This is a genomic window from Mesorhizobium sp. CA8, from assembly GCF_020164955.1.
Lineage (GTDB): Bacteria > Pseudomonadota > Alphaproteobacteria > Rhizobiales > Rhizobiaceae > Mesorhizobium.
The window spans coordinates 21,671-45,400 of record NZ_JAIUHG010000004.1 but is presented as its reverse complement, the minus strand read 5'-3'; the positions used below and the strand labels follow the sequence as shown (position 1 = coordinate 45,400).

General features: G+C 64.1%; 18 protein-coding genes. 6 read left to right on the top strand and 12 right to left on the bottom strand.

What is annotated here, in order from left to right; all coding sequences use genetic code 11:
• Window positions 1-254 precede the first annotated feature (254 nt).
• Window positions 255-1,193 carry an IS1595 family transposase gene (locus tag LB553_RS06020; RefSeq protein ID WP_224511547.1) on the bottom strand — a complete coding sequence of 313 codons (939 nt, stop codon included), beginning with the start codon at window positions 1,191-1,193 and terminating at the stop codon, window positions 255-257.
• A 150-nt stretch (window positions 1,194-1,343) separates the two neighbouring features.
• Window positions 1,344-1,559, bottom strand: coding sequence for a hypothetical protein (locus LB553_RS06015; RefSeq protein WP_224511544.1), 216 nt, complete (start codon window positions 1,557-1,559; stop codon window positions 1,344-1,346).
• A gap of 155 nt (window positions 1,560-1,714) precedes the next feature.
• On the opposite strand from LB553_RS06015, the gene LB553_RS06010 reads away from it, so the two are divergent.
• Window positions 1,715-2,185, top strand: coding sequence for a nucleoside deaminase (locus LB553_RS06010; RefSeq protein WP_224511542.1), 471 nt, complete (start codon window positions 1,715-1,717; stop codon window positions 2,183-2,185).
• Window positions 2,186-2,198: 13 nt separating this feature from the next.
• Here LB553_RS06010 and cueR read toward each other — a convergent pair whose 3' ends face one another.
• Window positions 2,199-2,588 (bottom strand): Cu(I)-responsive transcriptional regulator, encoded by a 390-nt coding sequence (gene cueR, locus LB553_RS06005; RefSeq protein ID WP_224511540.1) that lies wholly within the window; start codon window positions 2,586-2,588, stop codon window positions 2,199-2,201.
• A gap of 226 nt (window positions 2,589-2,814) precedes the next feature.
• On the opposite strand from cueR, the gene LB553_RS06000 reads away from it, so the two are divergent.
• Window positions 2,815-3,432, top strand: coding sequence for a L,D-transpeptidase (locus tag LB553_RS06000; RefSeq protein WP_224511539.1), 618 nt, complete (start codon window positions 2,815-2,817; stop codon window positions 3,430-3,432).
• 181 nt (window positions 3,433-3,613) lie between these two features.
• Here LB553_RS06000 and LB553_RS05995 read toward each other — a convergent pair whose 3' ends face one another.
• From LB553_RS05995 to LB553_RS05970, 6 genes are all read right to left on the bottom strand, one after another.
• Window positions 3,614-4,183 carry a NifU family protein gene (locus tag LB553_RS05995; RefSeq protein WP_224511537.1) on the bottom strand — a complete coding sequence of 190 codons (570 nt, stop codon included), beginning with the start codon at window positions 4,181-4,183 and terminating at the stop codon, window positions 3,614-3,616.
• 146 nt (window positions 4,184-4,329) lie between these two features.
• Window positions 4,330-6,495, bottom strand: coding sequence for a glycogen debranching N-terminal domain-containing protein (locus LB553_RS05990; protein WP_224511535.1), 2,166 nt, complete (start codon window positions 6,493-6,495; stop codon window positions 4,330-4,332).
• A 290-nt stretch (window positions 6,496-6,785) separates the two neighbouring features.
• Complete coding sequence (locus LB553_RS05985; protein WP_224511534.1) at window positions 6,786-7,277, bottom strand: universal stress protein; 492 nt, start codon at window positions 7,275-7,277, stop codon at window positions 6,786-6,788.
• A 98-nt stretch (window positions 7,278-7,375) separates the two neighbouring features.
• On the bottom strand, window positions 7,376-8,443 hold the full coding sequence (trpS, locus tag LB553_RS05980) for a tryptophan--tRNA ligase (RefSeq protein ID WP_224511531.1): 1,068 nt from the start codon (window positions 8,441-8,443) through the stop codon (window positions 7,376-7,378).
• A gap of 172 nt (window positions 8,444-8,615) precedes the next feature.
• Window positions 8,616-10,223, bottom strand: a complete 1,608-nt coding sequence (gene murJ, locus LB553_RS05975) for a murein biosynthesis integral membrane protein MurJ (protein WP_224511529.1) — start codon at window positions 10,221-10,223, stop codon at window positions 8,616-8,618.
• Between the two features lie 40 nt (window positions 10,224-10,263).
• Window positions 10,264-13,065: a [protein-PII] uridylyltransferase gene (locus tag LB553_RS05970; RefSeq protein ID WP_224511527.1), complete on the bottom strand. Its 2,802-nt coding sequence runs from the start codon at window positions 13,063-13,065 to the stop codon at window positions 10,264-10,266.
• A gap of 185 nt (window positions 13,066-13,250) precedes the next feature.
• On the opposite strand from LB553_RS05970, the gene LB553_RS05965 reads away from it, so the two are divergent.
• From LB553_RS05965 to LB553_RS05955, 3 genes are all read left to right on the top strand, one after another.
• A complete protein-coding gene (locus LB553_RS05965; RefSeq protein ID WP_224511525.1) occupies window positions 13,251-15,755 on the top strand; it encodes a heavy metal translocating P-type ATPase in 2,505 nt (834 codons plus the stop codon).
• A gap of 43 nt (window positions 15,756-15,798) precedes the next feature.
• Entirely contained in the window at window positions 15,799-16,188 is a 390-nt protein-coding gene (locus LB553_RS05960) for a DUF305 domain-containing protein (protein WP_224511522.1), read from the top strand.
• 193 nt (window positions 16,189-16,381) lie between these two features.
• Window positions 16,382-17,227 (top strand): aldo/keto reductase, encoded by an 846-nt coding sequence (locus tag LB553_RS05955; RefSeq protein WP_224511520.1) that lies wholly within the window; start codon window positions 16,382-16,384, stop codon window positions 17,225-17,227.
• On the opposite strand, the gene LB553_RS05950 is transcribed toward LB553_RS05955, so the two are convergent.
• From LB553_RS05950 to mutS, 3 genes are all read right to left on the bottom strand, one after another.
• Window positions 17,224-17,793, bottom strand: coding sequence for a TetR/AcrR family transcriptional regulator (locus LB553_RS05950; RefSeq protein ID WP_224511518.1), 570 nt, complete (start codon window positions 17,791-17,793; stop codon window positions 17,224-17,226). The genes LB553_RS05955 and LB553_RS05950 overlap by 4 nt on opposite strands.
• A 65-nt stretch (window positions 17,794-17,858) precedes the next feature.
• Window positions 17,859-18,323, bottom strand: coding sequence for a DUF1348 family protein (locus tag LB553_RS05945; RefSeq protein WP_224511516.1), 465 nt, complete (start codon window positions 18,321-18,323; stop codon window positions 17,859-17,861).
• A gap of 80 nt (window positions 18,324-18,403) precedes the next feature.
• Complete coding sequence (gene mutS / locus LB553_RS05940) at window positions 18,404-21,133, bottom strand: DNA mismatch repair protein MutS (RefSeq protein WP_224511513.1); 2,730 nt, start codon at window positions 21,131-21,133, stop codon at window positions 18,404-18,406.
• Between the two features lie 267 nt (window positions 21,134-21,400).
• Here mutS and LB553_RS05935 point away from each other — a divergent pair, with 267 nt between their 5' ends.
• Window positions 21,401-23,680: an NADP-dependent malic enzyme gene (locus tag LB553_RS05935; RefSeq protein WP_224511512.1), complete on the top strand. Its 2,280-nt coding sequence runs from the start codon at window positions 21,401-21,403 to the stop codon at window positions 23,678-23,680.
• Window positions 23,681-23,730: the final 50 nt, after the last annotated feature.

The window sequence follows — 23,730 nt, the reverse complement described above, 5'->3', positions numbered from 1 at the left end:
AGGCCCCTCGCTTTGAAGGAGGACCGTATGGTTTGGGTTAACCCCTACCTGCGTTTCCGCTTCGGCCGCACGGAATCCGTTTGCGGCCACTATCGCAGCCGATAAGACGGCGCTAGCGGCGTAGCCCCTAGCCGTCCGATCAACCTGACTGCCGGGGACCTAGATCCCCGGCTTTTTTCTTTTTGCGGTGCCTCCCGTGTCGCCAGAGCGGCAATTCCAACTGCACCGGTTTGCCGTGATACTTGCGCCTATCGTCAAGCAGGTCTGCGATAGGTGAGGCGCTTGCCCTTCACGCCATTCAACGCGATGAAAGCGCGGGTGCCGTCATCCACGCCAAGCGCGATGCGGTTCGAATACCGGAAATCGAATTCGGCAAAGTAGCGGTGCAGATGGTGTTCGCTGCAATGCTGATAGACGCCCTTCATGCCGCGCTTGAAGATCGAAAAGAAGCCTTCGACCGTATTGGTGTGGGCGTTGCTACGAACATATTCGTCCTTGGAGTGCGTGACGAATTCATGCGAGGCGAAATCCTGGCTGGCGCGGCGATAAATGCCGCTCTCGTCGGTCATGAGCGCTTCCTTGGCAATATTAGCGCGAACGATAGGCATAGCGTTGCCCATGCGAGCCGTATCGACATGGAACGAGCGAGCCTTGCCGCCGCGCTCAACAAGCGTAACGACCGTGTTCTTATGAGCGCTGCCGCCGCGCTTGACGGGCGAACCCTGCAAACGACCGATATACGTCTCGTCGGCCTCAACGGTCTTGCCGTTGCCGCCCATCGGGGAAAGCTCGCCAGAGGCTATAGCAAGGCGAATGCGATGGCACAGGAACCAAGCGGCCTCATAGGTGCATTCGAGTATGCGGTGCATCTGGTGGGCGCTGATACCCTTCTTAGAGGCGCACATAAGGTGGATGGCCTGTAGCCACTTGGTGAGCGGCAGATGGCTTTCCTCGAAGATCGTTCCCATGCGGACGGTGAACTGCGAGCGGCAGGCGCTGCACTTGTACAGGCCATGACGCTCGATGCCGCTAGGGTTCTTTTTGGAGGGCTTGGTGCGAACGCCCTTCAATGCGTAGTGGCGATCAACGCTACCGCACTTCGGGCAAACAGGACCGTTCGGCCACAGTATGGATTCCACATGCTCGAAAGCCTTGGCTTCGTCATGGAACTCGGGGCGGGACAGAACGGACATAGCTAACTCCTATGCCGTTTACCCTACGAAGTGACTTGGGTTTGTCAACCAGATAATTGCCCGTCAGGCCGGCGATTATCGGTTCCTTCGATGGTCGGCGGCGCAAAAGTCGCCGGTTAAAGCCAATGTCTACGGCGAGACCCGCTACTGCTAATCCCCAGTTCGAAATCCATCTGCCAGAAGCCTGGCCAGGTGGTCGCGGCTCAGGCTCAATGCCTCTTTTAGGAACCACAGGAAATTGCTCGGGCCGTCTGTCGGCAGGCCGTTTTCTTCCGCCTGGGTGATGACCGCGCGCTGGCGCTCGATCCGCTGTTCGATCTCGCGGATATGCTGCTCAACCCGTTCGATGTCCTCCTGGAAACCCATGGCCGGCAATCTCGTTGCGCGGTCGTCAGAATAGCACCAAAATCAGAATAGGCGGAGCGCAAAGCCAAGTAGGACGCTCGAGCCGTAGTCGAGCGAAGATTAGTTATTGCTAATCATATCCCTTGGCAGCAATCTCGCCGTAAGAGGATTTCCCCATGACCCGCGATCAGATGCTCGCCCACCTTAGGTCCGCCGATGCCGTCGCGCGCGAGGCGGCGGCGCATGGGCATCATCCGTTCGGGTGCGTGCTGGTCGGGCCGGACGACCGCGTTTTGATGCGGCAGGGCAATCTCGACACGGTGCGCCATGCCGAGACCGAGTTGGCCCGTCGCGCCGCGGCGGCCTATGAGCCGGAGTTCCTGTGGCAATGCACACTGGTCTCGACCTTCGAACCATGCGCGATGTGCGCCGGCACGATGTACTGGGCGAATATCGGGCGCCTGGTCTACGGGGTCGAGGAAACCAGCCTTCTGGCGCTCACCGGGGATCATGCGGAGAATCCGACGATGAATCTCGCCTCGCGCACCGTCTTCGCCTCCGGCCAGAAGAAGATCGAGGTCTTCGGCCCCTTTCCCGAAATCGCGGACGAGATGCTCGCCCCGCACCACGATTTCTGGAAGCGCTGACAGGCCTTGGGCCTCAGGCCGCTCCCGCCATGTCGTCCAGGATCGGGCAGTCCGGCCGGTCGTCGCCGTGGCAGGCATGGATCAGCTTCTGCAGCGTCGAGCGCATCGACTGCAATTCGCGCACCTTCTCCTCGATCGCCCTGACATGGGCGGCGGCGATCTCGCGCACGTCGTGGCTGGCGCGGTCGCGATCCTGATAGAGCGCCATAAGCTGCCTGCAATCGTCGATTGAGAAGCCGAGATTGCGCGCGCGGCGCAGGAAGGCCAGCCGGTGGATATCCTCGCCCGAGTAATCGCGATAGCCGTTCTCGGCCCGCGCCGGGCGGATCAGGCCGATCTCCTCATAGTAGCGGATGGTCTTGGCCGGCAGGCCGGAACGCTCGGCGGCATCACCGACATTCATGACGCTCTCCTCGAACCCAGGCGGCTCTATGAACCGCCTCATTGATTTTGTTTCACAATCCGGTGAGGCCTGTTGCGGAAATGCCGCAGTTCGGCACTTACCGGCGCGTAAGGTCTTGCATATAGGCAGTGCGCGCTTGGCAAGCAAAAGAAATGCCAGCATGAATGATGACAACAAAGCGGCCGACTCGTGCCGCTGGCATCCAGGCGGGGCATCGGACCAATTCATGCGCTTGAAGTCATTTGCAATCCTCGCCGCTCTTGCGCTGTCGGCCGCGATCAGCGGGTGCAGCACCATCGGCGGGCAAATCTTCACCAACAACTATGGCGCGATGACCGATGCCGGCTATCAGCTGCCGCGTATTCCGATCGAGAAGGTGCCCGCCAAATATCATCGGCAGGAAGTGCGCTATGACACTTCGGAGAAGCCGGGCACCATCATCGTCGATACCCAGAACAAGTTCCTCTATTTTGTCGAAGGCGACGGCATGGCGATGCGCTATGGCATCGGCGTCGGCCGCGAAGGTTTTGAATGGCACGGCACCGCTCATATCGCGCTGAAGCGCGAATGGCCGACCTGGACGCCGCCAGCGCCGATGATCAAGCGCCAGCCCGAGCTCGCCAAATTCGCCGGCGGCATGGAGCCGGGCCTGAAGAACCCGCTCGGCGCGCGTGCCATGTATCTCTTCAACAAGGGCGGCGACATGGGCTATCGCCTGCATGGCAGCCCGGAATGGTTCTCGATCGGCAAGGCGATGTCGTCGGGCTGCATCCGGCTGATGAACCAGGATATTATCGACCTCTACGACCGCACGTCGGTCGGCGCCAAGGTCATCGTGTTGTAAGGACCATGATCCCGAAAAGTGGGAACCGGTTTTCGGAAAAGATCATGGTCAACTAAAAAGTTTCGCAGGCGGACCGTCTAGGCAACAACAAGACGTCCTGAAAACAGAAAACCGGGCTGTTGGGGCCCGGTTTTTTGTTTTTGCGATAGGGCTGGTTGCGCAGCAACCGGCCGGGAATGCGTCAGGCGACTTGCTCGACCTGCTGCACTTCGGGAACGAAATGGCGAAGCAGGTTCTGGATGCCGTGCTTCAGCGTCGCCGTCGACGACGGGCAGCCGGCGCAGGCGCCCTTCATATGCAGGAACACCGTGCCGTTCTCGAAACCGCGGAAGGTGATGTCGCCGCCGTCCTGGGCAACAGCTGGGCGCACGCGCGTGTCGAGCAGTTCCTTGATGGTCAGCACCAGCTCTTCGTCCGCCTTGTCGTAGAACTCGGCGGTGCCGCCGGCGTCGCTCGCCGGAGCGGCCGAGGCCATGACCGGCGCGCCGGACATGAAATGCTCCATGATGGCGCCGAGGATCGCCGGCTTCAGATGCTGCCAGTCAGGGCCGTCCTTGGTCACGGTGATGAAGTCATAGCCGAAGAAAACGCCGGTGACGCCCGGGATCTCGAACAGACGGCCGGCCAGCGGCGAGGCCTCCGCCGCGGCTTCGGCGTTGCGGAAATCGGCGGTGCCTTCGCGCAGCACTTCCTTGCCCGGCAGGAATTTCAGCGTCGCCGGGTTCGGCGTCGATTCGGTCTGGATGAACATGGGTATCTCCAAGCCCTTCGCGGGCCGATAGTTTGGAATAATTCTAAATAGGCTCTATCGGCGGGACATTCAAGCGAAACGCGTCGCCGGAGCGGCTGGCTGGCGGAATGTTTTGCCATGGCGGGATGTCCGAACCATGGCAGCCCTCATCCTCCGACTTCGACTGTCAATTGTCCACTCGTCTGCAGGACATCGACCTCGGCGCCGTCATCCGTTCGCCTGAATTCGAGATCGGCGCTGCCCTTGCCGACACGCAATCCGCGAAGCGCGAGACGGTTCACGAAACCGGGCATCCGCGGCCGCACGATCCGCAGCTTGTTCGCGAAACCGTCGGGTTCCAGGCCAAGGCACACCGTCAGCAGGAAGGGCGCTGTTCCGGCCGCCCAGGCCTGCGGGTGGCAAGCCACCGGGTAATGCACCGGCACTTGGAAATCGTTCCGCGGAAAGCCCGCCATCGCTTCGGGCAGCCTATGATGACGAAAGTGCATCGCGGCCTCGGCGATGCCCGTGAAGATCCGCAGGGCCGCGTCGTCCTCGCCATATTGCCGGCAGCCGGCCGCCACCAGCGCATTGTCGTGCGGCCAGACCGTTCCGAGGTGGTAGCCGACGGGATTGTAGCGCCTTTCCGAGGTGGCAAGCGTGCGCACGCCCCAGCCGTTGAACATGTCGTCCCGCATCAGCCGCGCCACGGAACGGCCGCCCTTGTCGCGGTTCGCGATACCGCACCACAACGCATGTCCGGGGTTCGAGGAAACGACCACGACCGGGCGGCTTCTTGCTTCCAGCGCGAGGGCGAAGATGCCTTGGTCCTCGCACCAGAAGTCGCGGTTGAAGCGTATTCGAAGCCTGTCGGCCTCTTGGCGAAGCTGTCTTGCGCGGTCAGCTTCGCCGTTGCGCTCATAGAGGTCGGCGATGGCCTGTTTGGCGGCAAAGACATAGCCCTGCACCTCGACGAGGGCGATCGGCGGTCTGGCGAGGCTGCCATCGGCTCTCACGATCGCGTCGCCCGAGTCCTTCCAACCCTGGTTGACGAGACCCTCGGTGGAGCTGCTCCGGTATTTAAGGTAGCCCTCGCCATGGTCGTCTCCGGCCTTGGCGATCCAATCCAACGCCTTTTCCACGGGCGCCTGCAATTCGCGAAACAGGTCGAGATCGCCGGTCCAGGCGGCATGACGGCCGAGAAGCAACAGGAAGAGCGGGGTAGCGTCCACCGTGCCATAGAACCTGGCATGAGGGACATCGCCGGCGCGCGCGAGCTCGCCGACGCGCAGTTCGTGCAGGATCTTGCCGGGCTGCTCCTCCCGCCATCGATCCGTACGGCTTCCCTGATAGCTGGCCAGGAGGCGGAGCGTCTGGGCGGCGATCTCCGGCTGGAAGGCCAGCATTTCCAGCGCGACGATCAGGCTGTCTCGCCCGAACAGGGCAACGAACCATGGCACGCCGGCGGCAAAATATTCACGCCTCCCAAACTCCGAGCGCAGCATCGCGACATCGCGCAGGGATCTCTCCATGATGCTGTTGAGCAGAAGGCTGTCGCTGTCGAGCTTCGTATGCTGCTCCAGCCATTCTTCGGAATTCGTCCGGAGTTTGCCGGCAACGCCCTCGAGTGTGGCCGCCGGACGCTGATCCAGTTGCCCGGCCTCGGCGTCCTCCGGCTGTTCCTCCAAGGCGATGGTCACCGCGATGGTTCGTGTGGCTCCGGCCGGCACGTCGATCTGGAATTCGGCCGCCGTCTTGTGCGTGGCGTCAGGGCGGGGCGAGAATGCGACCGTCGCCATCCTGCGGAGCCGGTCGGCGCCGTGATAGGCGAAATGCAGCCTGCCATCCCGCCAGGCGGGCCGTTCGGCCCTGCCGAGATTTTGCCGCACCAGCCCTCGCACGTTGAAGATGTCCTCGAAGCCGGCGCCGAACTGCAAGCTCAGCGGAAACTCGTGCGCCTCATGTCCCAGATTCTGGATGGTCAAAACTTCCCTGACGCATGTCTGTTCGGCGTCCAGAATGCGTTCCCAGCGAATGCCGAGTTCGTCCTTGGGGATCAATCGACCCTTGGAGTGCAGGTCGGGGTTGGTCAGCTCGAAGAGCGCCGCGTACCCTTTCTGGGCGGTCGAGGCCAGGACGATCGGCGTCAGGCCGGCCAAGGTCATCTGATAGCCGCCGATGAAGCGGCAGTCATGAAAATAGAGCCCGAAGCCGTGCCCTTCGCTTACAGGTATCTGCGCATCGGCGGCGATGACGTAATACAGATCGAGGCTCTTGACGGTGATCGCTCCGGCGATGCTGTCGACCATCGCCGGGTGGCCCTTGGTAAGCACCCGATGCTTGCGCTCTTGCTGCGCACGAGGCGTCTGCCGGGCTTTTTCCTGGGCTCGGGCCGATTGCGGGCGCGGCCGCGCTGGTGGTTCGGCGCCCGTCGCTTTCGCCCTCGATTGTTCGCGTCGGCCTGCCCGTTGTTCTGTTTCGGTCATCGGCCCTCCATTGGAATGCACATGATTCCAAATGGCGCGCCGCAAACGCCGGCCAAGGGTGGCGTTATTCTTGTGTCGGCTTGGGTATTATGCGCCGCGGGTGAGAAGCCCAGCGCTGGCCGGAGGGCCTTCGCAAATCAGGCCAGGCTGTCGATCTCTTCGTCGGACAGGTTCTGCGGCACGACCGTCACCGGAATCGGAAAGGCCGCGCCGCGGCCGGCAACCGCGCTGACCAGCGGTCCCGGACCTTCCTTGCCGGCGCCGGCCGCCAGCACCAGGATGGCAATGTCCTGGTCTTCCTCGATCAGCTTGTGGATCTCTTCGGTCGGCTTGCCCTCGCGCACCACCAGCTCCGGCTCGATGCCGACGCTCTGACGCACCTTGTTGGCGTAGCCGTCGAGCGCTCCGCGCGCCGTCGCGTTGGCTTCCTCGCGCATGATCTTTTCCACGCCAAGCCAGTGCTGGAAATCGTCCGGCTCGATGACATAGAGCAGCACCAGCACGCCGCCGGTGTGCTGCGCCCGCTTCGAGGCGTAGGCGACGGCGCGCTCGCATTCCGGCGTGTCGTCGATGATCGCCAGGAACTTGCGGCGATGGCCGGCTTCGCGGCTGAGGCGTTTGGAGACCATTTCTATCTGCTCGGTATGGTTCGGCCGCAATCTGCCACCGCCAGGAGCCGGCGGCAAGCCGCCGGCCGGCATGGCGATGGCTCAGCAAGACCGCTCGATCAGTCCTGCAGCAGGCCGATGATGTCGCGAACCGTCTTCATCGTGCCCTCGGCGATTGCGCGGGCCCGCTCGCCGCCATCCTTGAGCACGGCGTCGACATAGGCGCGGTCACCCTCGATCCGGCGCATCTCGGAAGCGATCGGCGCCAGCTTCTCCACGGCCAGATCGGCAAGCGCCGGCTTGAACACGGAAAACTGCTGGCCGCCATATTCCTTCAGCACGTCTTCCTTCGAGATCTCGGCGAGGCCGGCATAGATGCCGACCAGGTTTTCCGCCTCGGGCCGGCTTTCCAGTCCGTCGATCTCGCTCGGCAAGGCCTCCGGATCGGTCTTGGCCTTGCGGATCTTCTTCGAGATGGTGTCGGCGTCATCGGTCAGGTTGATGCGCGACAGGTCGGACGGGTCCGACTTCGACATTTTCTTGGAGCCGTCGCGCAGGCTCATGATGCGCGCCGCCGGACCGCCGATCACCGGTTCGGTGATCGGGAAATAGCCGTTCACCGTCTCTTCGCCGACCCGCATTTCGACGCCGACGCCAAGTGCTGCGATCTTCTCGGAGAAGTCGTTGTTGAATTTCTGCGCGATGTCGCGGGTGAGCTCCAGATGCTGCTTCTGGTCCTCGCCCACCGGCACATGGGTGGCGCGGTAGAGCAGGATGTCGGCGGCCATCAGGCTCGGATAGGCGAGCAGGCCGAGCGAGGCGTTCTCGCGGTCCTTGCCGGCTTTATCCTTGAACTGCGTCATGCGGTACATCCAGCCGATGCGCGCCACGCAGTTGAAAATCCAGGCAAGCTCGGCATGCTGGATGACCCGCGACTGGTTGAAGACGATGTGCTTCCTCGGGTCGATGCCGGAGGCAAGGAACGCCGCGGTGATCGAGCGCGTCTGGTCGCCCAGGTCCTGATGCACGAGCTGCGCCGTCAGCGAATGAAGGTCGACGACGCAATAGATGCAGTCGGACTGTTCCTGGAGGGCGACGAATTTCTTGATGGCGCCGAGATAATTGCCGAGATGCAGATTGCCGGTCGGCTGGACGCCTGAAAAGACGAGTGGCTTGAAGGCGGACATGATTTCCTCAGGGCTTGTGGAGGGCCGTATAAGCGTGATTCCAAAAAGTTGCAGACTTTTTGGAGCCAATCACGCGGCTGGAAACCGCGCGCGGCGAAAGTCTTGCGACGGCGCGCTTATGGACGAAGGGCGCGAGGGGATCAAGACCGGTGTTGCTGCAAGCCAGCTCGAGTTATTCGTCCAGGCCAGTATTCGATTCCCGCGGCGCAGATTTCCCCGAGCCCCGTTTCACGTTCCTGCGGATCATGCCGAAGTCGGCGCCGCCGGTGCCGAAGGCGGCGATGAAGTAAAGCGCGGCGCCTCCGCCAACCAGCCCAAGCACCGTTGTCGCCTTCACCACCAGCGGCGAGCCGGGTCCGAGCCGTGCGGCGAAGTAGTGCTCGGCGAAGTAAAGCGCCACGGCCATAATTACGGCGGAGAGCACCAGCCGCGGAATGCGCTTCAAGAGCGGGACGTCGCGGCCCCAATGGCCGCGCCTGATCAGCATGGCGAGCAGCATCAGTGCGTTGACCCATCCCGCGACGGCCGAAGCCACCGCGATGCCAGGCGCGCCCATCGACGGGAACAGGGTGAGCGCCGTGGCGACATTCACGCCGACCGAGATGGCGGCGAAGATCATCGGCGTGCGCGTATCCTCGCGCGCGAAATAGCCTGGCGTGAAGGCCTTGATCAGCACGAAGGCCGGCAGGCCGAGGCCGAAGATCGCCAGGATCGAGGCAACGATCGGCGTAGAATGGTTGGCGGCGAAGGCGCCGCGCTCATAGACCAACCGCACGATAGGCTCAGACATCACCCAGAGCGCCGCCGCCGCCGGCAAGGTCATGAACAAGGTGAACTCGACCGAGCGGTTCTGCAAATTGGCGGCCTCGACCAGGTTACCCGACTTCAGCGCCCGCGACAGTTCCGGCAACAGCACGATGGCAACGGCCACGCCGACGACGCCGAGCGGCAGCTGGTAGATTCGGTCGGCATAGGCGAGCGAGGACACGGCGCTGTTCTGCGCCGAAGCGATCGCCGTGCCGATCAGCTGGTTGATCTGGGTGATGCCGCCGGTGATCGCCGCCGGCAGCGCCAGGATCAGCAGCCGCTTGACGTTGGGCGTCATCTTCGGCCGACGGAAGCCGATCGAGATGCCGGCATGGCGCACCGCGATCCAGACGATCGCCAACTGCACGATGCCCGCGGCCAGCACGCCCCACGACAGGCCGAAGCCGACATCATGCGCGTCGAGCCCGTGATACCAGGCATAGGCGAGTACGCTGATCAGGATGATGTTGAGGAAGGCGGGCGCGATCGCCGCCGCGAAATAGCGGCGCAGCGAATTCAGCATGCCCGCCATCATGGCGCCGAGCGACATGCAGATCAGGTACGGGAACATGATCGTCGCGAGCCGTACGGTGGTCTCGAACTTGCCCGGGATGTCGGCAAAGCCCGGCGCCACCAGGTAGCGCACGATGAGCGGCATCGCGAGTTCCATGGCGATCGTCAGCGCCAAAAGCGCCGAGAACAGCACGCCGAACACTTCCTCCGAAAAGCGCTTGGCGCCATCGGTGCCGTGCTGCTCGATCTCCTTGGCGAAGAGCGGCACGAAAGCGGCGTTGAAGGCGCCTTCGGCGAACAGCCGGCGGAAGGTGTTGGGGAACTGGAAGGCCGCGTTGAAGGCATCGGCGACCGGCCCGGTGCCGAGTGCCGCCGCCATCAGCATCTCACGGCCAAAGCCCAGCGCGCGGCTCATCAGCGTGCCGGACGCGACGGTGGCAAATTTCTTGACGAGGCTCATGCTGGGAATGACTGCCAGAAAAATTGCGTCAAATGGATGGTCACTCGGCCGCCGCCTTGGCCTTGCCGTTGCGTTCCGACGAATTGCCTTCCAGCGTATCGATCAGCCGCTTGTGAATGGCGGCGGTGCGCGTCGGACTGTCGATCTTCTGTCCGGTCAGGTCGGTGACGTAGAACGTATCGATGACCTTTTCGCCGAAAGTGGTGATATGCGCCGAGGCGATGTCGAGCGAAAGGTCGGAGATCGTTCCGGTGATCTCGGACAAAAGCCCCGGCCGGTCCAGCCCCTCGACCTCGACCACCGAGAAGCGGTTCGACAGCGTGTTGCGGATTTCGGCGCGCGGCGGAATGCGGAAAGCCTTGGCGCCGCGCTTCGGCTTGGTGCGCTTCTCGATCATCTCGGGCAGCCAGCTCTTGCCCGAAAGGACGTCCTCGATCAGCCGGCCGACGCGCTCGGCGCGGCGGCGCTCGTCCTCGTCGCGGTCGAACTCGCGGGAGATCAGGATACTGTCCAGCGCGCGCCCGTCCGAGGTGGTGAAGATCTGCGCGTCGACGATGTTGCCGCCCGCCGCGGCGCAAGCTCCCGCGATGATCGACAGCAGGCGCGGATGGTCCGGCGCCAGTACGGTGATCTCCGTCACCGCCTCGAACTCATGCGTCTTGACCATGGTGGCGAGCTTCTTGCCTGCCCCATCCGCCTCGCGGATGAATTCGGCATGGCGCAGCTGGTCGGGCAGGTCGACGGTCAGCAGATAGTTCTCGTAATGCTGGGCGACATAGCGCTTGCGCTCCTTCGCCGGCCAGGCGGACAGCGCCTCAGCCAGCCGCTCGCGCGCCGCCGCCGTACGCTCGGCGCGCGACACTTCGGAGAAACCGCCGGTCAGAAGCAGCTCGGTTTCGAAATAAAGCGTGCGCAGCAGCTGGCCTTTCCAGCCGTTCCACACGCCGGGCCCAACACCGCGTATGTCGCAGACCGTGAGGATCAAGAGCAGCTTCAGCCGCTCGACCGACTGCACGATCGAGGCGAAATCCTCGATCGTCTTGCGGTCGTTGAGGTCGCGTGTCTGCGCGGTCATCGACATCACCAGGTGGTTCTCGACCAGCCAGGCGACGGTCTCGGTGTCGGCCGCCGACAACCCCATATGCGGGCAGATGCGCCGGGCGATCCGGGCGCCGGCCTCCGAATGGTCCTCGGGCCTGCCCTTGGCGATGTCGTGCAAGAGCACCGCGACATAAAGCGCCTCGCGGCTTTTCTTCAGACCCGGCATCAGCGTATGCGACAGCGGATGCACCTTGGCGCCGTCGCCGCGCTCGATCTCGGCCAGCACGCCGATGCAGCGGATCAGATGCTCGTCCACCGTATAGTGGTGGTACATCGAGAACTGCATCATGGCGACGATCTTGCCGAAGTCGGGGATCAGCCGGCCGAGCAGTCCCGCCTCGTTCATGCGCCTGAGATTGAGTTCGGCGTTGCGGTCCGAGGTCAATATGTCGAGGAACAGCCGGTTTGCTTCCTCGTCGCGCCGGAGCGATTTGTTGACCAGGCCGAGCGAACGGGTGAGCAGCTTCAGTGCATCGGGGTGGAACTCCAGCCCATGCTTGTCGGCGAACCAGAACAGCCTGAGCAGGTTGACCGGATCGCGCTCGAAGACGCTGTCGTCGGCGACATTGATGCGGTGATTGTCGACGATGAAGTCGGACGTGCCGGCAAGTTTGCGCTTGCGCCGCTGGAAGGTGAGGAAGATGCGGTTGAAGCCCGGCACATGCTTGGCCTGCTCTTCCTCGAGCGCCGCGCAGAAGATGCGGGTGAGGTCGCCGACATCCTTGGCGACGAGGAAATAGTGCTTCATGAAGCGCTCGACTGCCGACAGGCCGGGATGCGTCGTATAGCCCAGCCGCTCGGCGATCTCGCGCTGGATGTCGAAATGCAGCCGCTCTTCCGCCTTGCCGGTGAGGAAATGCATGTGGCAGCGCACCGCCCACAGGAAATCCTCGGCCTTCTGGAACTCGCGATATTCGGCCTGGGTGAAAACGCCTTTCTCGACCAGTTCCTCGCCGGTGCGCACGCGATAGAAGTATTTGCCGATCCAGAACAGCGTCTGCAGGTCGCGCAACCCGCCCTTGCCGTCCTTGACGTTGGGCTCGACCAGATAGCGGCTTTCGCCAGCCTTGGCATGGCGCTCGTCGCGCTCGGCAAGCTTGGCCTGCACATATTCCGGCCCGGTCGTTCGAACCACCTCGTGGTCGAAGCGGGTTAGCAACTCGTCATAGAGCTTGCGTTCGCCCCACAGGAAACGCGCTTCCAGGATCGATGTGCGGATGGTGATGTCGCTGCGCGACAGCCTCAGGCACTCGTCGATGTTGCGGGTGGCGTGGCCGACCTTCAGCCCCATGTCCCACAGCATGTAGAGCATGTATTCGACGATCTGCTCGCCCCATGGGGTCTGCTTGTAGGGCAGCAGGAAAAGCAGGTCGGTGTCGGAGCCCGGCGCCAGCGTGCCGCGGCCATAGCCGCCGACGGCAACGACCGCCATGCGCTCGGCCGCGGACCGGTTCTTGACCCGGTAGACATGGGTGGCGGCGAAATCGTAGAGCGCCCGGATCAGATCATCCATCAGGTGCGAGAGCCGCTCGGCGCAGGCATTGCCGCCGCCATCCTGCTTGAGCATGGCCTCGGCGATCTTTCGCCCTTCGGCCATCCTGGCCTTGAGCAGCTGGAGGACGGCCGTTCGAACAGCCGGGCCCGAGCCGTCGCCGGCGCTCGCCGCCGTCAGCGCGGTCAAGTCGCGGCGCAGCGCGTCGCCATCGATGATTTCGTCGAGTTTCAAGGAGATCTTTGCCATTCGGCGGCGTCTATAGCCTGTTTTCGCGGCGCTGTGTATGGGCCTGCGGCCACGATTGCCATCGCGCGGCGAGGCGTACCGCAATCGCCCCGGCCGATTTTCGCAAAAGTCGAAACCGCCCCTTGACCTTCCAGTTACTGGAAGGACTACCTCCGCCTCAATTCGAGAATTCCGAGGCATTGCTGATGACCCATTCCGACCATCACCCCAATCACGCGCATGGCGACGCCTGCTGCTCCGCGAAGAACACCGCGCCTGCCGGCGAGCCGGTGATTCGCGATCCTGTCTGCGGCATGACGGTCGATCCGGCCGCCGGCAAGCCGACGGCCGAGCATGGCGGCCGGACCTTTCATTTCTGCAGCGAGCGCTGCCGCACGAAATTCCAGGCCGAGCCCGAGGGCTACCTGACGGCCACAGACCCCGTCTGCGGCATGAGCGTCGACCGCGCGAGCGCGAAGCACTTCGTTCGCCATGAAGGGCAGGGCTTCTATTTCTGCTCCGCCGGTTGCAAGGCCAAGTTCGAGGCGGAGCCGGCAAAATATCTCGCCGGCCGGCCCGAGCCGCAGCCGATGCCGAGGGGCACGCAGTACACCTGCCCGATGCATCCCGAGATCATCCGCGACAAGCCAGGTTCCTGCCCGATCTGCGGCATGGCGCTGGAGCCGATGGGCGTGCCGACAGGCGATGAAGGCCCTAACCCCGAGCTCGTCGATTTCACGCGCCGCTTCTGGGTCAGTGCGGCGCTCTCCGTGCCTCTCCTGATCGTCGCAATGGCGCCGATGCTGGGCTTCAGCTTCGAAACCCTCATCGATGGCCGCAGCAAGACCTGGATGGAGCTGGCGCTGGCGAGCCCGGTGGTGCTGTGGGCGGCGTTTCCGTTCTTCCATCGCGGCTGGGAATCGATCCTCAACCGCAGCCCCAATATGTGGACGCTGATCTCGCTGGGCGTCGGCGCGGCCTATCTCTTCAGCCTCGTCGCGACATTGTTCCCGGACGTCTTCCCGCATCAGTTCCGCGGTCATGATGGCGCCGTGCCGGTCTATTTCGAGGCCGCCGCCGTCATCGTCGCGCTGGTCTTCCTTGGACAGGTGCTGGAGCTGCGCGCTCGCGAGCGCACCGGCTCGGCTATTCGCGCGCTTTTGGACCTTGCGCCGAAGACGGCGCGGTTGATCGGCGCCGACGGCTCAGAGAAGGACGTGCCGCTCGACAGCGTCAAGTCGGGCGATCGGTTGCGCGTCCGCCCCGGCGATGCGGTGCCGGTCGACGGCATCGTGCTGGAAGGCCGCTCGGCGATCGATGAATCCATGATCACCGGCGAACCGTTGCCGATCGAAAAGACGGAAGGCGACGCGCTCACCGGCGGCACGCTGAACAAGAACGGGTCGCTGGTCATGCGCGCGGAGAAGGTCGGCGCGGAAACCACGCTGTCGCGCATCGTCGAGCTGGTCGCCAAGGCGCAGCGCTCGCGCGCGCCGATCCAGGGGCTGGCCGACCGCGTGTCCTTCTATTTCGTCCCGGCTGTCGTGCTGGTGGCCGTCATTGCCTTCATCGCCTGGGCGCTCTTCGGTCCCGAGCCCAGCCTGATCTTCGCCATCGTCTCGGCGGTGTCGGTGCTGATCATCGCCTGTCCCTGTGCGCTTGGCCTCGCCACCCCGATGTCGATCATGACGGCGACAGGGCGCGGCGCGCATGCCGGCGTGCTGATCAAGGAAGCCGCGGCGCTCGAGCGCTTCGCCGCCGTCGACACGCTGATCGTCGACAAGACCGGCACGCTGACAGAGGGCAAGCCGCGGCTGACCGACGTCGTTGCGGCCGACGGCATCGATGAGAACGAGCTGCTGGGCCTCGCCGCCGCGCTTGAAAAGGGCTCGGAGCATCCGCTGGCCGAGGCGATCGTCGAGGGGGCCGCCGCGCGCGGCTTGAAGCTGGCCGATGCCGTCGGTTTCGAAGCCGTCACCGGCAAGGGCGTTTCTGGCATGGTGTCGGGCCGGAAGGTCGCGCTCGGCAATGCAGCGATGATGGCTGATCTCGGCGTCCAAACGCCGGCGGCCGATGCCGAGGCACTGCAGGCCGACGGCAAGACGGCCATGTTCGTGGCCGTCGGCGGCAGCTTCGCCGGCATCGTCGCTGTCGCCGATCCCGTAAAGGCAACGACGGCCGAGACGATCAAGGCGCTGCACGACAAGGGCCTGAAGATCATCATGGCCACTGGCGACAACAAGCGCACGGCAAAAGCGATCGCCGGCAGGCTCGGCATCGACGAGGTCCGCGCCGGGTTGCTGCCGGATGAGAAGGGCGCGCTGATCGAGGAACTGCGTGCCAAGGGCGCTGTCGTCGCCATGGCCGGTGACGGCGTCAACGACGCGCCGGCGCTGGCCGCCGCCGATGTCGGCATCGCCATGGGGACCGGCGCCGACGTCGCCGTCGAAAGCGCCGGCATCACGCTGGTCAAGGGCGACTTGAACGGCATCGTCAGGGCGCGCACGCTCGCCCAGGCGACGATCCGCAACATCCGCCAGAACCTGTTCTTCGCCTTCCTCTACAACGTGCTCGGCGTGCCGGTCGCGGCCGGCGTGCTCTATCCGCTCACCGGCACATTGCTGTCGCCGATGATCGCCGCGGCGGCAATGAGCCTGTCGTCGGTGTCGGTCATCGCCAATGCCTTGCGGCTGAGAACGTTGAAACTCTGAGCAAAACCCCCAGATACGAACCCCAACCATAAGGAGAGCTTGAATGACCCTGGCCAAGAAAGTCGTGCTGCTGCTGATGGCCGCCGGAATGCTGCTTGCCGTCTTCCTCGAAAGCGTGCCCGCCTCGTCGGAGGAGATGAAGCATGACATGTCCAAGATGGCGATCGGCGCCCAGAGCCCGGCCACCGTCGGCTACGAGAAGGCGATGAAGAAGATGCACAAGGACATGGCGATCAAATACACCGGCAATGCCGATGTAGACTTCGTCCGCGGCATGATCCCGCATCATCAGGGCGCGATCGACATGGCCAAGGTGGTGATCGCCAATGGCAAGGATCCCGAAATTCGCAAGCTCGCCGAAGGCGTGGTCAAGGCGCAGGAAGCCGAGATCAAGGAGATGCAGGACTGGCTCGCCAAGCACCCGGCGAACTAGAGCAATTCCAGGAAAAGTGTGTAGCGGTTTTCCGTCCGGAAATTGCGAAGAAACAAATACTTAGAGCGGTTCGGCGATTCCGCGAAACGCTGAACCGCTCTAACCCACTCCGGGAAATCCAGGCAGCCAGGCGGCTTTGGTCTGGATTTCCGATTTTGGCTGTGCTGCGATCTGGCCCCACGCGGAGAAAGCCATGCCGTCAACAGTCAGAACCCTCAAGCTGCCGTCCGGCGAAGCCGTTCCGGTGCTGGGCCAAGGCACCTGGAAGATGGGTGAGGACCGGCGCCGCCGCGCCGACGAGGTCGCGGCGCTGAAGCTCGGGTTCGACCTTGGCATCACGCTGATCGACACCGCCGAAATGTATGCGAGCGGCGGCGCCGAGGAAGTGGTGGCGGAGGCCATCGCGGGGCGCCGCGACGAGACCTTCCTCGTCTCCAAGGTTTTGCCCTCCAACGCCTCGCGAGCCGGCGTGAAGCGCGCCTGCGAGGCCAGCCTGAAGCGCGTCGCCACTGATCGTATCGATCTCTATCTGCTGCACTGGCCGGGCAGCGTGCCGCTGTCCGAAACCGTGGAGGCGTTCGAGGCGCTGAAGTCGCAAGGCAAGATCCGCCATTGGGGTGTCAGCAATTTCGACACGGACGAGATGGAGAATCTTGTCAGTCTGCCGTCCGGCGGCAATGTCCAGACCAACCAGGTGCTTTACAACCTGTCGCGGCGCGGGCTCGAATTCGACCTTGCGCCGTGGAGCCGGCGGCGCCGCATACCGCTGATGGCCTATTCGCCGGTGGAGCAGGGCGCGCTGGCCCGCAATGCGCGGCTCGAGGCGGTCGCCGCCCGACACAACGCCACGGCCGCGCAGATCGCGCTTGCCTGGATAATGATGCAGGACGGCGTCATCGCAATCCCGAAGGCCGGTCGCCAGGAGCATGTCCGCCAGAACGCCGCCGCGCTCGACATCGCTCTGACGGCGGAAGATCTTGCCGAGCTCGACCGCGCCTTCCCGCCGCCGACGCGCAAGCGCGGCCTGGAAATGATCTAGCCGCTTACCGGGACGCCCAGCCGCTTGCGGATCCTTCGCAACGCGCGGGAAAACAGATCGGTTTCGGCCGCGGCGCGGGCAAGCGTGAGTGCGCCCTGGATAGCGGCGACGGCTTCCTCGGCCAGTTCGCTGGCTTCGTCCGGTTGCTGCCCGGATCGCGCCAGCGCATCGGCCAGATGCGTGACCCAGCGGCCGAAATAGTCGCTTATCTGGCCGGCGAAGAGGTTGCGCGAGTCATCCAGCGCGAAGGCTCCAATGAGGCAGACGCGCCGCCCGGAGCGGAAATAGCTGTCCGTCGCCGCGAGCATCTGCTCGATCCCTGCCGACGGATCGGCGCCCTCGCGCAGCGGTGCAAAGACATTGTCTTCGAACCAGCCGTCGATATGGGCAATGACGGCCCTCGCCATCTCTTCCTTGCCGCCCGGAAAGAAGTGATAGAGGCTCCCCTTGCCGAGCCCCGTCGCCTCGCCGATCAAGGCCAGGCTGGCGCCCTCATAGCCATGCCCGCGAAAGACTTCGGCCACGATCGCCAGCAACCGGTCGCGGTCCGGAGCGATGCGTCGCATGCTTAGTGTTCTTGTTTGAGCATGATCTTTTCCAAAAACCGCTACACACTTTTTGGGATCATGCTCTAAAGCCCGAGTTCCGAAAGGCCCGGATGATCGTCCGGCCGGCGGCCGAGTGGCCAATGATATTTCCTCTCGCGCTCTGTGATCGGCAGGTCGTTGATGCTCGCCACGCGCCGGCGCATCAGGCCGGCTTCGTCGAATTCCCAGTTCTCGTTGCCGTAGGAGCGGAACCAGTGGCCGCTGTCGTCGCGCCATTCATAGGCGAAGCGCACCGCGATGCGGTTGTCGTTCCAGGTCCAGACCTCCTTGATCAGGCGATAATCCAGCTCGCGCGCCCATTTGCGCTTGAGGAAGCCGACGATCTCGCCGCGGCCCGAGATGAATTCGGCCCGGTTGCGCCAGATGCTGTCCTCGGTATAGGCGAGCGAAACCCGTTCCGGGTCGCGGCTGTTCCAGGCATCCTCGGCGAGGCGCGCCTTTTGGGCCGCCGTCTCGGCCGTGAAGGGCGGCAATGGCGGACGGCTCATGAAAAATCTCCTGTCGGTTCCGATCGTCGACAACCGACATTGTACCGATCGGTACAATGAGTCAATGGCCACGCCTGATTCTACCGCTTCGTTGCCAGCCCCTTCAGCCGGTAGAGCGCCTCCAGCGCCTCGCGCGGCGTCATCTCGTCGGGATTGATCGCGCCGAGCGCGTCGCCCAGCGCATCGCTCTTGACCGGCTTTGGCGCTTCCCGCTTCACCGCCACCGAAAACAGCGGCAAGTCGTCGACGAGCCGGTTGGTCTTGCCCGAAACCTCGCCTTCCTCAAGCTGATGCAGAACTTCCTTGGCGCGGGCGACGACCTCCTCGGGCAGTCCGGCGAGCCGCGCCACCTGCACGCCGTAGGAGCGGTCGGCGGCACCCTTGCCGACCTCGTGCAGGAAGACGACGTCGCCTTCCCATTCCTTCACCCGCATGGTGACGTTGTGAAGCCGCGGGAGCTTGCCGGCCAGCGCCGTCATCTCATGGAAATGCGTGGCAAAGATTGCCCGGCAGCGGTTCTTCTCATGCAGATATTCGACCGCCGCCCAGGCGATCGACAACCCGTCGAAAGTTGCCGTGCCGCGGCCGATCTCGTCGAGGATCACCAGCGCCCGCTCGCCGGCCTGGTTGAGGATCGCCGCCGTCTCGACCATCTCGACCATGAAGGTCGAGCGGCCCCGCGCCAGGTCGTCCGAGGCGCCGACGCGCGAGAACAGCCGGTCGACCACGCCGATATGGGCGCTTTGCGCCGGCACGAAGGAGCCGGTCTGGGCGAGGATGGTGATCAACGCGTTTTGCCTGAGGAATGTCGACTTACCGCCCATATTCGGGCCGGTGAGCAGCCAGATCTCTCCGGCCTTGGCGCCGCCCTGGGGCGACAGGTCGCAATCATTGGCGACGAACGGGCCCTCGCCGGAACGCCGGAGCGCCTGTTCGACCACCGGGTGACGCCCGCCGGCAATTTCAAAGGCGAGGCTGGAGTCCACCAGCGGCCGGCACCAGCCCTCGCTTTCGGAAAGCAATGCCAAGGCCGATGAAACATCCAGAGCCGCAAGCGCGTCGGCGCCGGCGCGGATCCGTTCGGCCTCGCTCACCACTTCCGCCGTCAGCCGGTCGAAGGCGGCGAGCTCGATGCTCAGCGCCCGGTCGGCGGCGTTGGCGATCTTCGATTCCAGCTCCGCCAGTTCCGTCGTGGTGAAGCGCATGGCGTTGGCCATGGTCTGGCGATGGATGAAACGCGCCTTGGCGGCGTCGCTGCCGGTCATGATCGAATGATGGTTGGCCGTAACCTCGATATAATAGCCCAGCACATTGTTGTGCCGGATTTTTAGCGAGCGGATGCCGGTTTCCTCGATCAGCGAGCGCTCCAGCCCGGCGATCACTTTTCGCGATTCGTCGCGCAATGCCCGCATCTCGTCGAGCTCGGCATTGTAGCTCGACCGCACGAAGCCGCCGTCGCGCCTGATCAGCGGCAGCTCGTCGTCAAGCGCTTCGCTGAGGTGGCGGGCAAGCGCCACGGGCAAGGCGTGAATCGCGGCCAGTGCCGCGGCGAGTTCGGCGGGCAGATCGGCCGCCGCGAACAATTCGGCGATTGCGGCGGCCGCCTCGAAGCCGGCGCGCAGCGCGCCCAGATCGCGCGGTCCGCCGCGGTTGAGCGCCAGCCGGGACAGCGCGCGCGGCATGTCGGCGACGCTTTTGAGGCTCGCCCGCAGGTCCTGGCAAAGCCGCGTCTCGGAGCGGAAGAACGACACCGAATCCAGCCTGGCCGCGATTGCCATCGGGTCGGTCAGCGGCGCCATCAGTCGGTCGGCGAGCAGTCGCGCGCCGCCGCCCGTGACGGTGCGGTCGATAGCCTTGAACAGCGAGCCGTCGCGGCTGCCGGACAGCGTGCGCAGCAGTTCCAGATTGGCGCGGGTCGCCGGATCGATGAGCAGCGTCGAGCCCTGCTCCTCGCGCTCGGGGCGCGACAGCGGCGGGCGTTCGGCTTTTTGCGTCTTTTCGACGTAAGCAATGGCACCGGAAATCGCCGATAGTTCCGCGCGTGAGAAGGTGCCGAAACTGTCGGGCGTCGCAACCTGGAAGAAGCGCGCGATGCGACTTGTGGCCGAAGCCGAATCGAACAGCGAAGGCGGCTGCGGGTTGGCGACCCGGCCCAGCACGTCGAAGACCGGCCGGAGCTCCGGATCATGGAAAACCGGCTCTGCGACGATCAATTCGCGCGGGTCGACGCGGAAGATGTCGGCAAGCAGCCACTCGGCGCTCGTCTCGGCAACGCGGAAGGCGCCGGTCGAAATGTCGATCCAGGCCAGCGCAAAGCCGGCCTGGCTGGTCGCGCCTCCCTTCACGCGGCCGAGCGCCATCAGGAAGCTCGATTCCGAGGGCGCGAGCAGCTTGTCCTCGGTGATGGTGCCGGGCGTGACCAGCCGCACCACGTCGCGCCGCACCACCGATTTGGAGCCGCGTTTCTTGGCTTCGGCCGGGTCCTCGATCTGCTCGCAGACGGCGACGCGAAAACCTTGCGCGATCAGCTTCTGCAGATAATCGTCCGCCGCATGCACCGGCACGCCGCACATCGGGATGTCATTGCCCTGGTGCTTGCCCCGCTTGGTCAAAACGATGCCGAGCGCCTGGCTTGCCTTCTCCGCATCGTCGAAGAACAGCTCGTAAAAATCGCCCATGCGGTAGAACAGCAGCGAATCGGGGTTCGCCGCCTTGATCTCGATATATTGCTCCATCATCGGCGTGACGCCGGCCGTGGCGGGCGCTGGCGTCTCCTGGGCGTCGGTGTCTTTCGGCATGTGCATGTTCATGCCCGGACGCTAGCAGAAGTGGCAGTCCGGTATAATGCCGGCCGCTCGAAAAGCAGGGGAAAGCGGGCAATGGTGCGCGAGCACGCCCGCGAGATTGCTCGGTCCTGGAGGACGTATCATCGTCCCTGACCGGCACTGTCCATGTTGAAGCAGCTTTCCCGCGCTTGCCCGTTTACAGCCGCCGCCTGTGGCCTTAGTCCTGGAATTCCAAAAGGAAAGCACCCATCCAAGCGGTGCCCGCATAGGGTGAGGAAACCAAAAAGCATTATGGCCAGGAAAACCGAAAGCAGCGGCCCCTCCGTCAGTCCCGAGGAGGCGTTAGAATTCCACGCCATGGGACGGCCGGGCAAGCTGGAGATCGTCGCCACCAAGCCAATGGCGACGCAACGCGATCTGAGCCTCGCCTATTCGCCGGGCGTCGCCGTTCCGGTGCGCGCTATCGCCGAGGATCCGAGCCGCGCTTTCGACTACACGACGCGCGGCAACATGGTCGCCGTCATCTCCAACGGCACCGCCATTCTTGGTCTCGGCAATCTCGGCGCGCTGGCCTCCAAGCCGGTGATGGAAGGCAAGGCGGTGCTGTTCAAGCGCTTCGCCGATGTCGACTCGATCGACCTCGAAGTGGCAACCGAGGACGCCGACGAGTTCATCAACTGCGTGCGCTTCCTCGGCCCTTCCTTCGGCGGCATCAATCTCGAGGACATCAAGGCGCCGGAATGCTTCATCATCGAGCAGCGCCTGCGCGAGCTGATGGACATTCCCGTCTTCCATGACGACCAGCACGGCACAGCCATCATCTCGGCCGCCGGACTGATCAACGCGCTGGAGATCACCGGCCGCGACATGAAGACTACCAAAATGGTCTGCAATGGCGCGGGCGCCGCCGGCATCGCCTGTATCGAACTGATGAAGGCGATGGGCTTTCCGCCCGAAAACGTCATCCTGTGCGATACCAAGGGCGTGGTCTACCAGGGCCGCACCGAGGGTATGAACCAGTGGAAGTCGGCGCATGCGGTCAAGACCGATCTGCGCAGCCTCGCCGAAGCGCTGGACGGCGCCGACGTCTTCCTTGGTTTGTCCGCCAAGGGCATGCTGACGCCAGCCATGGTGCAATCCATGGCGAAAAATCCGATCATCTTCGCCATGGCCAATCCAGATCCCGAGATCACGCCGGAGGAAGTGGCCGAGATCCGCACCGACGCCATCATGGCCACCGGCCGCTCGGATTATCCGAACCAGGTCAACAATGTGCTGGGCTTCCCTTATATCTTCCGCGGCGCGCTGGATGTGCGCGCCACCACCATCAATGACGAGATGAAGATCGCGGCCGCCAGGGCGCTGGCCGAGCTGGCGCGCCAGGACGTGCCTGACGATGTCGCCGCCGCCTATCAGGGCAACCGGCCGAAATTCGGCCCCAACTACATCATCCCGGTGCCGTTCGATCCGCGCCTGATCTCGGCGATCCCGCTGGCGGTGGCCAAGGCCGCGATGGAATCCGGCGTCGCCCGCAAGCCGATCCTCGATCTCGACCGCTACGCGCAGGAACTGTCCGCCCGCCGCGACCCGATCGCTTCCACCCTGCAGCGCATTTATGACCGCGTGCGTCGCCAGCCCAAGCGCATCGTCTTTGCCGAGGGCGAGGAGGAACAGGTGATGCGCGCCGCCGTCTCCTATGTGAACCAGAGGCTCGGCACGGCGATCCTGCTCGGCCGGGACGACGTCATCAAGGACAATGCTCGCAACGCCGGCATCGACTTGAACAAGCCGGGCCTCGAGATCATCAATGCCAGGCTGTCGCGCCGCAACGGCATCTACACCGACTATCTCTACGAGCGCATGCAGCGGAAGGGTTTCCTGTTCCGCGACTGCCAGCGGCTGATCAACAACGACCGCAACCATTTCGCCGCCTGCATGGTGGCGCTGGGCGACGCCGACGGCATCGTCACGGGTGTGACCCGCAACTATTCCACCGCGCTCGACGACGTGCGCCGCATCATCGACGCCAAGCCCGGCCACCGCGTCATCGGCGTGTCGATCGTGCTGGCGCGTGGCAGGACGGTGATGGTCGCCGACACCGCCGTACACGACATGCCGAACGCCGAGCAGATCGCCGACATCGCCGAGGAGGCGGCCGGTTTTGCCCGCCGCATGGGTTACGAGCCAAGGCTCGCCATGCTTGCCTACTCGACCTTCGGCCATCCGCAGGGCGAACGTTCCGAGCGCGTGCAGGAGGCGGTGCGCATCCTCGACAAGCGCCGCGTCGATTTCGAGTATGACGGCGAGATGGCGGCCGACGTGGCGCTGAACCCGCGCGTCATGGCGCAGTATCCTTTCATTCGCCTGACCGGCCCGGCCAATGTGCTCGTCATGCCCGCCTTCCACTCGGCCTCGATCTCGACCAAGATGCTGCAGGAGCTTGGCGGCTCGACCGTTATCGGTCCGCTGCTGGTGGGATTGAACAAGCCCGTGCAGATCGTGTCGCTCAACGCCAAGGACAGCGATATCGTCAACATGGCGGCGATCGCGGCCTATACGGCGGGGAATTGACGCGGTAGCGGCGATTGTTTCTTTATTTGAGCCAAAGCAAAAGGCCCGCG